Annotated in this window: 10 protein-coding genes; 3 read left to right on the forward strand and 7 right to left on the reverse strand. The window is 69.7% G+C overall.

Features of this window, described 5'->3' with window-relative positions; translation table 11 throughout:
- Positions 1–21: 21 nt before the first annotated feature.
- Entirely contained in the window at positions 22–1,608 is a 1,587-nt protein-coding gene (locus JWS13_RS13685) for a cell division protein PerM (RefSeq protein ID WP_206011587.1), read from the reverse strand.
- Between the two features lie 111 nt (positions 1,609–1,719).
- Positions 1,720–2,793, reverse strand: coding sequence for a DUF5336 domain-containing protein (locus JWS13_RS13690; protein ID WP_206005969.1), 1,074 nt, complete (start codon positions 2,791–2,793; stop codon positions 1,720–1,722).
- A 125-nt stretch (positions 2,794–2,918) separates the two neighbouring features.
- On the opposite strand from JWS13_RS13690, the gene JWS13_RS13695 reads away from it, so the two are divergent.
- A complete protein-coding gene (locus JWS13_RS13695) occupies positions 2,919–3,545 on the forward strand; it encodes an IMPACT family protein (protein WP_206005970.1) in 627 nt (208 codons plus the stop codon).
- A gap of 61 nt (positions 3,546–3,606) precedes the next feature.
- Here JWS13_RS13695 and sucD read toward each other — a convergent pair whose 3' ends face one another.
- From sucD to JWS13_RS13710, 3 genes are all read right to left on the reverse strand, one after another.
- Positions 3,607–4,509, reverse strand: a complete 903-nt coding sequence (gene sucD, locus JWS13_RS13700) for a succinate--CoA ligase subunit alpha (protein ID WP_005238543.1) — start codon at positions 4,507–4,509, stop codon at positions 3,607–3,609.
- Between the two features lie 15 nt (positions 4,510–4,524).
- The gene (gene sucC, locus JWS13_RS13705) at positions 4,525–5,694 is read right to left on the reverse strand and encodes an ADP-forming succinate--CoA ligase subunit beta (protein ID WP_124389199.1); all 1,170 of its coding nucleotides are present in this window, start codon (positions 5,692–5,694) and stop codon (positions 4,525–4,527) included.
- A 169-nt stretch (positions 5,695–5,863) separates the two neighbouring features.
- Complete coding sequence (locus JWS13_RS13710; protein WP_206005971.1) at positions 5,864–7,813, reverse strand: hypothetical protein; 1,950 nt, start codon at positions 7,811–7,813, stop codon at positions 5,864–5,866.
- Positions 7,814–8,044: 231 nt separating this feature from the next.
- Here JWS13_RS13710 and JWS13_RS13715 point away from each other — a divergent pair, with 231 nt between their 5' ends.
- Complete coding sequence (locus tag JWS13_RS13715; protein ID WP_206005972.1) at positions 8,045–9,106, forward strand: M23 family metallopeptidase; 1,062 nt, start codon at positions 8,045–8,047, stop codon at positions 9,104–9,106.
- Positions 9,107–9,179: 73 nt separating this feature from the next.
- On the opposite strand, the gene pcrA is transcribed toward JWS13_RS13715, so the two are convergent.
- On the reverse strand, positions 9,180–11,663 hold the full coding sequence (pcrA, locus tag JWS13_RS13720) for a DNA helicase PcrA (protein WP_206005973.1): 2,484 nt from the start codon (positions 11,661–11,663) through the stop codon (positions 9,180–9,182).
- 273 nt (positions 11,664–11,936) lie between these two features.
- On the opposite strand from pcrA, the gene JWS13_RS13725 reads away from it, so the two are divergent.
- Positions 11,937–12,233, forward strand: a complete 297-nt coding sequence (locus tag JWS13_RS13725; RefSeq protein WP_005238528.1) for a chorismate mutase — start codon at positions 11,937–11,939, stop codon at positions 12,231–12,233.
- A gap of 38 nt (positions 12,234–12,271) precedes the next feature.
- On the opposite strand, the gene JWS13_RS13730 is transcribed toward JWS13_RS13725, so the two are convergent.
- The gene (locus tag JWS13_RS13730; protein WP_206005974.1) at positions 12,272–13,726 is read right to left on the reverse strand and encodes an NAD-dependent succinate-semialdehyde dehydrogenase; all 1,455 of its coding nucleotides are present in this window, start codon (positions 13,724–13,726) and stop codon (positions 12,272–12,274) included.
- Positions 13,727–13,743: the final 17 nt, after the last annotated feature.

The raw sequence follows: 13,743 nt of genomic DNA on the forward strand, positions 1-13,743 counted from the left end.
CATCGTCGACCGACCAAGAGCCTAGTCGCTGGGCGTTGCGGGCCCGCGGGGCAGGTCGGCTTCCGGGGCCTCGCCCGCCTTCCCGGACCCCTCGGGTTCTGCCGTCGCCGCGTCCTCCTCGACCTCGGCATCCACCACGACCTCGGCCTCGGCGTCGGTGTCCTGCGGTGCGACGGGGGCCGCGGGCGCTTCGGTGTCGTCGACGAGTTCGGCCTCGATCACCCGGCCGGAAGCGGCTGCCGGGACCTCCGGCTCCTCCGTGATCGGGGCGGCGATCGCGGGAACCTCCTCAGCGCCGGGAAGGTGCGGTTCCTCGTCCTCCGTGTCGGCCTCGTCGTCTTCGCCCCGGCTCCGGTGCCAGGCGACGACCACCGCCGTCACCGCGCCCGCGAGTCCGAGCCACGCGAACGTGAGCAGCCCGAACGCCCACCAGTTCAGCTCGACCGTTCCGAACGCGCCGAGCCTGCCTCCCGACACGAGTCCGAGTACCGCCGTCACCACACCGACGCCCGCGGCGGCGGTCAGCACGGTGAACAGCGCTTCCTGCCCGGCGACGCGACGTCCGCAGTCGCGTCCGAGCATCACACCGATCAGCAGCGGAACCACCAGCAACGCCGGCCAGGCGCCGCCCGACACCCCGTCGGGAACCGCGCCGAGCAGCGGCAACGGCGGCAGCGAACCACCGACGTTCCCGAACACGCTGACCGAGACGTCCCCGATCTGCGCGGTCCCGCCCACGACGGCGGCCGCCGCGCCCACCACCACGTTCGGCAGGTACAGCACGGACAGGATCGTCAGTCCGAGCAGCCCGACGACGCCGTCGCCGCGTTCGAGCAGCGCCCCGACCGTGGACCACTCCAGCAGCAGCGAGATCGTGACCAGCACCGCACCGGCACCGACGATCGCCGCCAACGCGCGCAGTCCCGGCCGCACCGCGTCCCGGACCCACGACGGCACCTGCGCACCGAGCGTCGGCCACATCGCGACCGTCACCCCGATCCCCGCCGCGAGCAGGTGCACCACCAGCACCCACCCGAACGCGGCGAGCGCATTCGGGGAGGACAGCGGGATGACCGCCGACGCGTCCGCGATGACCGCGAGGGCGATAGCCGTCACGACCAGCGGTCCGGCCACCGCAGCGCCGATCACCTGCAGAGCGTGCCGCCGCGAGGACGCCGGATGCACCACCGCCGCGCACCCGCGGGCGACCACCCACATCATCCCTGCCGTCGGGATCAGCGGGAGCACACCGAGTGTCGTGCCGTCGATCGTCAACGGCACCTGGTGAATCGCCAGCCACGACGCCGCGATGGCACCGAACGTTCCCGTGAGGTCGCTGTTCGCCGCCACCAGCGTGACGACGATGAGCGCGGACAGCAGGACGACCGTGACCCCCGCGGGCCGGAACGCGACCCCGAGCAGCGCCCGCATCTCGTCGGCGTCGGGCACCGGACGCTGTCGCGGGGCGCGCCGCGCATCATCACGTACGGTTCGCCGCCCGTCGTCGCGGACGGCTCGCCGCTCGTCATCGCGGACGGCTCGCCGCTCGTCATCACGGACGGCTCGCCGTCGTGCACCCTGTGCGACGCGCTGAGCACGATCAACCAAAGAACTCATCCCCTCGAGAGTGGCACTCCGACGCCGCGACAGCGGTCAGGCGCGCCGCACAGAAGTGGCCTCCGACCAGGTTCGGTCAGAGGCCACCTGCTGGATGGACCGCTACTTGTCGTCCCTGTCGGCGCGCGTGTCGAACGCCTGCGTGGGCGCGCTGTACCCCTCCGATTCGGACTTCTCGGCCGACTCGGCCGGCTTCGCCTCGGTAGAGGGCTGCTCGCCGTACTCCAGCGTGCGCTCCACGGGCGAGGATTCGGGCTGCGACCCGTACGCCGGCGCCGCGTGCTGCGCCGATCCGTAGCTGGTCCCGGCCGGGTACTGCGAGCTGGGCGTTCCGGTGGGCTGCGACGGCGTCGACGGCTGCGAGTACCCCTGGTACTGCGGCTGCTGGTAGGCGGTGGTCGGGGCGTCGAACGACGCGGAGCCGGCACCCGCACCCGCCGCTCCGTAGCCCGGCTGCTGGGGCTGCCCGTAGCCCTGGGAGTAGCCGGGCTGACTCTGCGAGGGCTGGCCCTGCTGGCCGTAACCCTGCTGGCCGTAACCGGGCTGGTTCTGCTGCCCGTAGCCGGGCTGCGACTGGCTCTGCTGCCCGTAGCCCTGCGAGGCGCTCTGGCCGTAGCCCTGCGGCTGCTGCTGTCCGTAGGACTGCTGCGGACCCTGCGCGTATCCCTGCGGTGCGCTCTGGCCGTACCCCTGCGGCGTCTGGCCGGGCTGACCGAAGCCCGCGGCCGCGGCGGGCCGGGGCGCCGGTTGCTTGAGGAGGCCGATGTCGAACAGCACGGCCGCGACGGCGACGGCCGACTGGATGAAACCGAGAACGAGGATGAGGATTGCGCCCCAACCGGAATCCGCGTCGACGTTCAGGAAGACGAACAACGCGACGACCCAGCCCGCGACGGACGCCGCCGCGGCCGCACCCGCGTAGGACTGCTTCGGCAGGAGGGACGCCGCGGCGAGCAGACCACCGAGGAACAGCAGTCCGAGCCCGTCCGTGTTGGCTTCGAACGAGTTCACGGATTCGCGCGCCAGCGTGGCGTACGGCGCGAATCCGAGCAGCAGGTTGAGGACACCGAGAACCGCGACACCGATCAGAAGGAAGAAGCCCAGGCCTTTCGATTCTCCCCCTGCAGTCGGTTGCGCGGGCGGACCGTAATTCGGCCCGCCGGGCGTGAACGTCATGACTTCTCCTAGTCGACAAGTGGTCGTCTGCGTGCGCTCTTCCGACGCTAGCCTACGGATACCCGTCGGTCACCGCTGTCGGTCACGTGTGCGGGGCCGGAAACTGCGCAGGAGACAATGGTCCGGTGCCGTACACCCTCGCTCCCCGCGCCGCCGATCTCACCCTCGAGACGGAGGTGAAGCACTCGCGCTTCATCGCGGCGCTGCGGCGCGTCGAGGACGCCGAGGCGGCGCAGGCTTTCGTCCAGGACCGACGCGGCGCGTATCCCGATGCGCGACATCACTGTTCGGCGTTCATCGTCGGCAACGGGCCGTCCGACCGGGTCGAGCGCGCGAACGACGACGGCGAACCCGGTGGCACCGCGGGCATTCCGATGCTGCAGGTGCTCAAGGCCCGCGACCTCGTCGACGTCGCGGTCGTCGTGACCCGGTATTTCGGGGGAATCAAGCTGGGGGCGGGCGGACTGGTGCGCGCCTACTCGGGCGCGGTGGCGGCCGCAGTCGATGCCGCACCGCTCGTGCGGAGGGAACGCCGCCATCTGCACACTCTCGCCGTCGGTCATGCCGAGGCGGGACGGGTCGAGTCGGAACTACGGGGGCGGGGCGTCGTCGTGGTGGACACGACGTACGCGGAATCCGCGGTCCTCACCCTCGCGGCGCGGGACTCTGCGGAGCTGGCCGATCTGGTCGCTGCCATCACGTCGGGGACGGGGACGCTCGATCCGGCCGGGGAGATGTGGGTCGACGCCTGAACGACCCGTGCGCCTTTCTGGTAGCCGGAGCAACCAGAAAGGCGCACGGGGCCCGGAGGGCCTAGGCCTGGACGGTCAGGCTCTGCAGGATCTCGCGAGCGAGCGCAGCGGTCTCGGACGGCGTCTTGCCGACCTTCACGCCGGCAGCCTCGAGGGCGTCCTTCTTGGCCTGCGCGGTGCCCGAGGAACCGGAGACGATGGCGCCTGCGTGGCCCATGGTCTTGCCCTCGGGGGCGGTGAAGCCCGCGACGTAGCCGACGACCGGCTTGGTGACGTTCGCCTTGATGTAGTCGGCGGCACGCTCCTCGGCGTCGCCGCCGATCTCACCGATCATCACGATGACCTTGGTCTCGGGGTCCTTCTCGAACGCCTCGATGGCGTCGATGTGGGTGGTGCCGATGACCGGGTCGCCGCCGATGCCGATGGCGGTGGAGAAGCCGAAGTCACGCAGTTCGAACATCATCTGGTAGGTCAGCGTGCCCGACTTCGACACGAGGCCGATCGGGCCGGTGCCTGCGATGTTGGCCGGGGTGATGCCGACCAGCGACTCGCCGGGGGTGATGATGCCGGGGCAGTTGGGTCCGATGATCCGGGTCTTGTTGCCCTTGGAGACGTTGTACGCCCAGGCGTACGCCGAGTCCTGCACGGGGATGCCCTCGGTGATGACCACGAGCAGCGGGATCTCCGCGTCGATGGCCTCGACGATGGCGTCCTTCGCGAAGGCCGGGGGAACGAACGCGATGGAGACGTCCGCGCCGGTCTTCTCGATGGCCTCGGCAACGGTGCCGAAGACGGGCAGCTCGACGCCGCCGTCGTGGGTCACGGTGGTGCCGGCCTTACGGGCGTTGACACCGCCGACGACCTGGGTGCCGGCCTTGAGCATCAGCGCGGTGTGCTTCGTGCCCTCGCCACCGGTGATGCCCTGGACGATGACCTTGGAGTCCTTGGTCAGGAAGATAGCCATGTGATTTAAGTCCCTTTACTTTGCGGCGAAGGCCAGCTCGGCGGCCTTGTCGGCAGCCTCGTCCATGGTTCCGACGACCGTGACCAGCGGGTGGGCGGCCTCGGCGAGGATACGACGACCCTCTTCGACGTTGTTGCCGTCCAGGCGGACGACCAGCGGCTTGTTGGCCTCGTCACCCAGCGTCTTCAGGGCGCCGACGATGCCGTTGGCGACCGCGTCACACGCGGTGATGCCACCGAAAACGTTCACGAACACGCTCTTGACCTGCGCGTCGTTCAGGATGACGTCCAGGCCGTTCGCCATGACCTCTGCGGAGGCGCCGCCACCGATGTCGAGGAAGTTGGCGGGCTTCACGCCACCGTGCTTCTCACCTGCGTAGGCGACGACGTCCAGGGTCGACATGACCAGGCCGGCGCCGTTACCGATGATGCCGACCTCGCCGTCGAGCTTGACGTAGTTGAGGTCGTTTTCCTTGGCCTTGAGCTCGAGCGGGTCGGTGGCGTCCCGGTCCTCGAACGCCTCGTGGCCGGGCTGACGGAACGAGGCGTTCTCGTCCAGCGTGACCTTGCCGTCGAGCGCGAGGATCTCGTCACCGGGCGTGCGGACGAGCGGGTTGACCTCGACGAGGAGAGCGTCTTCGTTGATGAAGACCTCCCACAGCTTCTGGATCGTCACGGCCGCAGCGTCGAGCACCTCGGCGGGCAGCTTTCCTGCCTCGGCGATGCTGCGCGCGAACGCGAGGTCGACGCCCTTGACGGCGTCCACGGGGATCTTCGCGAGTGCGTCGGGGTTCTCCTCGGCGGTGACCTCGATCTCGACGCCACCCTCCACCGAGCACATGGCCAGGTAGGTGCGGTTGGTGCGGTCGAGCAGGAAGGAGATGTAGTACTCCTCGGCGATGTCACTCGCCTCTGCGACCAGCAGCTTCTTGACGACGTGACCCTTGATGTCGAGGCCCAGGATCGCCTCGGCGTTGGCCTGCGCTGCATCGACGTCGGCGGAGTACTTGACGCCACCCGCCTTGCCGCGGCCGCCGACCTTGACCTGCGCCTTGACCATCACGGGCTTGCCGATTTCTTCGGCAATCTCGCGTGCGCCGGCCACCGTGTCGGTAACACGCCCAGCCGAAGTCGGCACCTCGTGCTTGGCGAAGAGTTCCTTCGCCTGGTATTCGAAGAGATCCATCTGCTCACCGTCTCGTCTGCGTTGACACCCGCTCGAGGGGTAGGAGCGGGTCTGTTTTGGACTTTAACCAGTTGCCGGGCCCGCTCTGCGCCCGCGTGTCTGCTATGTGGTCCACATCACGCGATATCACGCACTGAGGCGGGCCTCACCGCTGCAAACGGGGCGGACCTCACCGATTTCTGCGGCGTGCAGTGAGGGCCGCGGCAGCCGCAATCAACACTATGCCCACCGTTGCCGGGACGACACCGGCCCCCATTTCGGGGTCGGTGACCCGGGCGACGGTCAGCGGCCACGACACGAGGTATACGCCCACGGCAACGGCCGAACCGAGCAACAACGCGACCGCCCTGGCGGGCCGGGCACGTGAGGCAACTATCACTGCGAGGACGACCGCGACGCCGAGCAGCACCCGCCCCCACACGTCGAGGTTCCACGGGACCTCCGCGAACGACGCCGGCGCGTACTCGTCGCCGCGTGCGTCGGTCCCGTGGAAGAGGGGCAGTCCCAGTCCGGCGAACGCGGCGACGGCACCGAGGCCGCCGACCGCGAGGACCGCGATCGAGGTGGACGGCTCCTCGGACGTGTCGATCTCCTCGCGTTCCGCCGAGCCCGCGAACCACGTCAGCACCCCGGTGACACCCGCGGTGACGGCTGCGCACCACAGCAGCACGGCACCGATTCCGGCGCCGATGCCCGGCACGTCGGTGGCGAGCACCACGGACTGCGACACGGCGGCGACGGAGTAGGGGATCGTCACCCACAGCACACCGACCGCCGGCCGGACGGCCGACGCGAACTCCGACAGCAGCAGCCAGACGCAGCCGACGACGAGGACGAGGGCCGCGACGAGCACGACCCGGGTGGCGTAGACGTCGGGGCGTGCCGTGTCGCCGGGGATGTCGAGGACGGGGAGCAGCGCCCCGGCGGCGGCCAGTAGGGCGGTGACGATTCCGGTGACCCCGGCGGCGACGTGCCATCGCGCGATCCGGGCGCGCGCCGCGGCGGCCTCGGCTCGCAGCGCCGCCTTGGCGACGCCCTTCGCGGACGGGGTGACCGCCCCCGGCTTGGCCGGGCCGCCCTGCGCCGGCGCGGACGGCGAGGCGGCGAGCGTCTTCAGGATCCTGCCGTCGCGGGTCCGGTCGATCATCGGGATGCAGACGCCGACGAGCACCAGGAGCCCGGCGCCGACGGTCCCCCACACCGCGCCGGGACCGGGCTGGATCCGTTCGCCGGCGGCGAGTCCCGCGACCAGACGCGTCCCGACCACGCCGAGCGCGGCCAGGCCTGCCCCGACGAGCGCACCCGACGCGACGGGGGGCGAAATCGAGGCCAGCGCCGAGGCGACGACGATCAGGACGGACGCCGCCAGGATCCCGGCGCCCGCGGACGCGGCGAGGTCCGACTCGACGACGGTCGGGACGAGGATGACGGGGTCCTCGGACACGAAGGCGGGAGCAAACAGCGCGCCGACGAGGACGACGGCGGCGGCCACCGCGACGGCGGACGGCAGGAAGCCGATGCGGGCGCCCGTCGCGCGCCCGACCTGTTCGGCGCTGCGAGCGTCGCCGTACCCGTCCATCAGGGAAGCCCGGTGCACGGCGACCATGCCGAGCAGGCCCGCGAAGGCGATCAACGTGTGCCCGGCGAGGGCGGCGTAGGCGCCGGTCCCGGCGGCCAATTCGGCTGCCGTGTCGGGCCGGAACAGTTCGAGCCGGTTGGCGTCGATGGCATCCGACCACAGCTGCGTGTCGAGGACGGCGGCGCCGACGGACACGGCGCCTGCACCGGCCAGCAATGCCCCGGCCACCGCGGTGCGGCGGGCGAGAACCGCGGGAACGGCCAGAACCGGTGCCGCGACGGCGAAGACGGCGGCCCACACCGCTGCCGCGCCGATCGCGGACGGCGCTGCCGCCCCGTCGACCGCGCGGACGGCCTGCAGGACGGGCGCCGACGCCACTCCCAAACCGCCGACGATGCCCAGCACGACCGCGAGCACGGTCCCCCGGCGCGCGCGGACGGGATCGGGCTCGTCGACGGCCGTCAAGCCGGTGCCGCCGGACGAAGGAATGCGTTCGGGCTCGGCCCTGCGCCCGTCCGGGGATCGAGTTGATGACGCCACAGGCCGACGCTAGCCCTTACCCACCACTTCCCCCGGGTTGTGACACGCGTGCGCACGGGCGAGATTGAACCGAGACGAAAGGCGCGTTCGACGTTTCCCCAGCTCAGTTTGTGATGCCGGTCACATGTAGCCGTTCCTCTGCGTTACAGGTTGCGCGCATCGCAACCGTTTCGTTACCGTCGCCAAGGTCTTAGTCACAGGCAGGTCACGAGCAGGAGGACGGACGGGCGTATGCACCATCGCAGCCAGTTCACGGCCAGCCGTTTTGTGAGTCACCACGATGACGAGTTGCGGGGTCACAACGACGAAGTCGAGCCCACGTATCCCCCACAGTCGGTCGAGCATTATCCCGAGACCGCTAGTTCTGAGATTTCCAGCATGTTCTTCCGCAATTCGCAGTCCACACGCTCCACCCACGACAGCGTCGACACCGGCAACGGCATCGAGACCGTCGACACCGAGTCCGAGATCCCCGGCTTCATCCCCCGCAGCGGTTCCGAGTCCTTCGAGGGCGCACCCTCCCATTCCCGCCGCGGAGCCCACCGCATCCCGACTCCCCCCTCAGCTCTCAAAGGCCGCGCCGCTGTCCTCGCAGTCGCAGCGGGCGCCGTAGTCGCCGCAGGCCAGGCCGCAGTCACCAGCGGATCGTCCAGCTCCTCCGATCACTCCGAGGTCGCCCTCGCCAGTGACGAGTCGAGCGCCATCGGAACCACCGCAGAGCCGCAGGCCGCGCAGTACTCCACGGTCGCCGACACCGCCGCCGCCGATTCGAGCGCCCCGCAGGTCCTCAACATCGCGAACCCGACCGACCTGTCGCAGTTCAGCAACCTGCTCGCCAAGGGACAGCGTTTCAGCGAAGAGCGCGCCGCCCGCGAAGCCGCTGCCCGCCGCCCCCTGTTCCTCCTCCCCGCCGTGGGAACCTTCACCTCCAACTTCGGAACCCGCTGGGGCACCCTGCACGCGGGCGTCGACATCGCCGCCCCTATCGGGACCCCCATCGTGGCCGTCGCCGACGGCGAGGTCATCGACTCGGGTCCGGCTTCCGGGTTCGGCATGTGGGTCCGCCTCAAGCACGCCGACGGCACCATCACCGTCTACGGCCACATCAACACCTCCACCGTCACCGTCGGCCAGAAGGTCATGGCGGGCGACCAGATCGCGACCGTCGGCAACCGCGGCTTCTCCACCGGCCCGCACCTGCACTTCGAGGTGCACCTCGCCGGCGAGAACAAGATCGATCCCCTGCCCTGGCTGGCCTCCCGCGGCATCAGCCTCGGCCCCGAAATGGACTGATCTCGGCACCACCCCCGAACACAACACGACTGCGGCGCATGCATTGCATGCGCCGCAGTCGTGTTTCGTGTCTCTACAGCTTGATCATCGGGACGCCACCGATCAGCATCAGCCGGACCTTGCCCGCGCTGCCGAAGTCGATGGTGACCGTCGCGGTCGGCCCGGCTCCCTTGGTCTCGAGGACCGTGCCGAGGCCGTACTTGTCGTGACTGACCCGGTCGCCGACCGCGAGGACCAGGTTGTTGTTGCGGGAGCGCGCGGCGCCGAAGCTCGGGGTGCTCGCCGACCCGCCGCCGTAACCGGAACCGCCGCCGAACCCCTGCCCGTATCCCGATCCGCGCGCGCGGCCACCGCCGATCGCACCACCGGAACCCATGCGGGGGCCCGGGTCCTCGCGGCGCCAGTGCACGAGATCCGACGGGATCTCCTGCAGGAACCGCGACTCCGGGTTCTGGATGGGCTGACCCCACGCCGATCGCATGACGGCCCGCGTCAGGTACAGCCGCTGCCGGGCCCGGGTGATGCCCACATAGGCGAGCCGCCGCTCCTCCGACAGTTCCGCGGGGTCGCCGAGCGCCCGCATGTGCGGGAACTGGCCGTCTTCCCACCCGGTGACGAAGACGACGGGGAACTCGAGCCCCTTCGCGGTGTGCAGGGTCATCAGCGTGACGACGCCCTCGTCGTTGTCGGGCAGCTGGTCGGAGTCCGCGACGAGGGACACCCGCTCGAGGAACGCGGCGAGGGAACCGGGGTCGGGTTCGCCGTCCCTGGCGTCGACGTCGCCGTCCTCCGTCGGCTCCACCAGCCCTGCGGCGTTCCGCGCGTCGGAGCTGAACTCCCGCGCCACGCTGACGAGTTCGTTGAGGTTGTCGAGGCGCGCCCCGTCCTGCGGGTCGCTGCTCGCCGCGAGTTCGGCGCGGTAGCCCGTCCGCTCCAAAACCGCCTCCACGACGTCGCCGATGTCGCCGAGCTGGTCGGGGACGATGTCGTCGGCCGTGGTCTCGGGCGGCATCAGCACCCGCAGTCCGTCCATCAGCTCGAGGAACGACGCGATGGCCTTCTGGGAGCGGGTGTTGAGCAGCCGCACCCGGCCCTCCCCACCGTCCCGCAGCGCCTCGGCGAAGCTTATGCCCCGCTGTTCGGAGTGGACGGCCACACACGCCTCCGCGCGGTCGCCGATGCCGCGGCGCGGGGTGTTGAGGATCCGGCGCAGGCTGACGGTGTCGTCCTCGTTGGCGAGAACCCGCAGATACGCGACGATGTCGCGCACCTCCTTGCGCTCGTAGAACCGCACCCCGCCGACGACCTTGTACGGAACGCCGAGCCGGATGAAGATCTCTTCGAGCGCGCGGGACGAGTTGTTGGTGCGGTAGAAGACGGCGACGTCACCGAACTTGGCATCGCCCGAATCGACGAGTTTGTCGATCTCGGACGCCACGAACGACGCCTCGTCGTGCTCGTTGTCCGCGACGTACCCGGTGATGAGCTCACCCTCGCCCGAATCCGTCCACAGCCGCTTCTCGCGCCGGCCGGTGTTCTTCGAGATCACCGAGTTGGCCGCCGACAGGATGTTCTGGGTGGAGCGGTAGTTCTGCTCCAGCAGGATGGTGCGGGCGTCCGGGTAGTCGCGCTCGAACTCCTCGATGTTGCGGATCGTGGCGCCGCGGAACGCGTAGATCGACTGATCCGCGTCGCCCACCACACACAGCTCGGCCGGGGTGACCCGATGGTCCGCGTCCTCGCCGTCCGCGATGCCGCCGACCAGTTCCCGCACCAGCATGTACTGGGCGTGGTTCGTGTCCTGGTACTCGTCGACCAGCACGTGCCGGAACCGTCGGCGGTAGTACTCGGCCACCTGGGGGAACGCCTGCAGCATCGCGACCGTCTCGCCGATCAGGTCGTCGAAGTCCAGTGCGTTCGCCGACCGCAACCGCTGCTGGTAGTGGCCGTACACCTTGGCGATCAGCCGCGGCAGTTCCGCCGGCTCCTTGTCGGCGTCGGCGCTCGCCTGCTCCGGGTCGATCAACTCGTTCTTGAGATTCGAGATGTGGGTGGCGAGCAGCCGCGCCGAGTAGCGCTTGGTGTCGATGTTCAGATCCTTGGCGATCATCGTCAGCAGTCGCCGCGAATCGTCCGCGTCGTAGATGGAGAAGTTCGAGTTGAGGCCCGGAAGCAGCGCCGCCTGGGCCCGGAGGATCCGCACACAGCTCGCGTGGAACGTGGACACCCACATGCTGTTCGCCCGGGGGCCGACGAGGTGGGCGACCCGCTCCCGCATCTCGGCGGCGGCCTTGTTGGTGAACGTGATGGCCAGGATCTGCCCGGGCATCACCCCCCGCTCGGCCAGCAGATAGGCGATGCGGCGGGTGAGCACAGCCGTCTTGCCCGAGCCCGCGCCGGCGACGATCAGCAGCGGAGATCCGGCGTGCACGACCGCTTCCCGTTGCGGTGGGTTGAGGCCCTGGAGGAGCGCGTCGGACCCCGTGCGCGCCGGCGCGGCGGCGGGCGGAGTCGACTCGGCGCTCAGGGGAGAAGCGGTGCCGGAGATAGTGTTCATCAGGTATCCAACTTACCGGCGTGTACCGACAGCGTCACAGCGGCTTGGCCTGCGCGGTGCCGCCATGGCAAACTGGTACGTATGTTCAGTCCGCCGTCGCGCCCCCTGTGGCGATTTTTTTACGGGTACCGGCCTCCGGTGCCCGTGAACTGAACAGCTCACGAGCCCCGAGGTCCGCACCGGATCCGGGGCTTTTTTCGTCAAATGAGCCTGGATCGGTAACGACTCGAGCCAAAACAACGATCCAAGTTCTGACAAGAGGGAGACGAACCAATGAGCACTCAGACCGTCGCTTCAGCCGCCAAGGAAACCGCTGTGCCCACCAGCGAGGCCGAGATCGAGGTTCTCCGCCAGGAGATCGACAAGCTCGACGCCGAGATTCTCGCCGCGATCAAGCGCCGTGCCGAGGTCTCGCAGCTCATCGGGCGCACCCGGATGGCGTCCGGCGGTCCCCGCCTCGTCCACAGCCGTGAGATGAAGGTGCTCGAGCGGTTCAACGAGCTGGGCCAGGAAGGCCACACGCTCGCCATGCTGCTGCTGCGCCTCGGGCGCGGCCGCCTCGGTCACTGAGTTTCCCGAAACGGCTGCCCGTCCCCCGATGGCGGTCGTCACGGTTCGAGTGCCACGTACTTGGTCTCCAGGTACTCCTCGATGCCTTCACTGCCCCCTTCGCGCCCGAAGCCTGACGCTTTGACGCCGCCGAAGGGGGCAGCGGTGTCCGAGATGACCCCGCGGTTGACGCCGACCATGCCCGATTCTATGGCGTCGGCCACCCGGAGCGCACGATCCAGGTCGCGGGTGAAGATGTACGCCGCCAGCCCGAACTCCGTGTCGTTGGCGGCGGCGATCCCCTCCTCCTCTGTGTCGAACCCGGCGATCGCGGCCACCGGCCCGAACACCTCCTCCTTCAGGATCCGCGCCTGGGCGGGAATCTCGTCCAGCACCGTCGCCGGGTAGAAGTAGCCGGGACCTTCCGGGGCGACGCCACCGAGCCGCACCCGGGCACCCGCGCCGACGGCGTCCTGTACCAGTTCCCCGACCTTCTCGAGCTGGTCCGCGTTGATCAGCGGGCCGAGCGTCGTGTCGCTGTCCGTGCCGGGGCCCAGCTTGTACGAGGACAGCTTGTCGACGAGTTTGGCGGTGAATTCCTCCCGCACACTGTTCGCGACGTGGAACCGATTGGCCGCGGTGCAGGCCTCGCCACCGTTGCGCATCTTGGCGAGGAGGGCGCCCGCCACCGCCTTGTCGACGTCCGCGTCGTCGAATACCACGAAGGGCGCGTTCCCGCCGAGTTCCATCGAGGTGCGCAGCAGCCCCTTCGCCGACTTCTCGACGAGCATCCGCCCCACCCCGGTCGAGCCCGTGAACGTGAGCTTCCGCAGTCGCGGGTCGTCGATCAGCGGACCGGTCACCTCGCCCGACTTCGACGTCGGCAGCACGGACAGGACGCCCTTCGGCAGTCCCGCGTCGGCCATGACCTCGGCGAGCAGCAGCATCGTCAGCGGCGTCTCGGAGGCAGGTTTGACGATCATCGTGCAGCCGGCGGCCAGGGCGGGCCCGATCTTGCGGGTGCCCATCGCGAGCGGGAAGTTCCACGGCGTGATCGCCAGACACGGCCCGACGGGCTGCTTGGTCACCAGGATGCGCCCGTTGCCCGCTGGGGCCGGGGTGTAGCGGCCGGCGATGCGCACCGCTTCCTCGCTGAACCACCGGAAGAACTCGGCGCCGTACTTGACCTCCGCCGCGCTCTCCGGCAGCGCCTTGCCCATCTCCAGCGTCATCAGCAGCGCGAAGTCGTCGGCCCGGGCGGTGATCTTCTCGAACACCGCGCGCAGCAGTTCCCCGCGCTCCCGTGCCGGGGTGGCCGCCCACTCCCGCTGCACCGCCACCGCGGCGTCGAGCGCCTTCATCGCGTCGCCCGGACTGGCATCCGCCACCTCGGTGAGGGCGTCGCCGGTGGCCGGGTCGAAAACGGTGAACGTGGCACCGTTCTCGGCGTCGCGCTTCTCGCCACCGAGGAAGAGGGTCGTGGGAACGGTTCGCATGAGTTCGACAGCATCCATGACGTCCATCATGCGCC

The sequence above is a fragment of the Rhodococcus pseudokoreensis genome (assembly GCF_017068395.1).
In the GTDB taxonomy this organism is placed as follows: Bacteria; Actinomycetota; Actinomycetes; order Mycobacteriales; family Mycobacteriaceae; genus Rhodococcus_F; species Rhodococcus_F pseudokoreensis.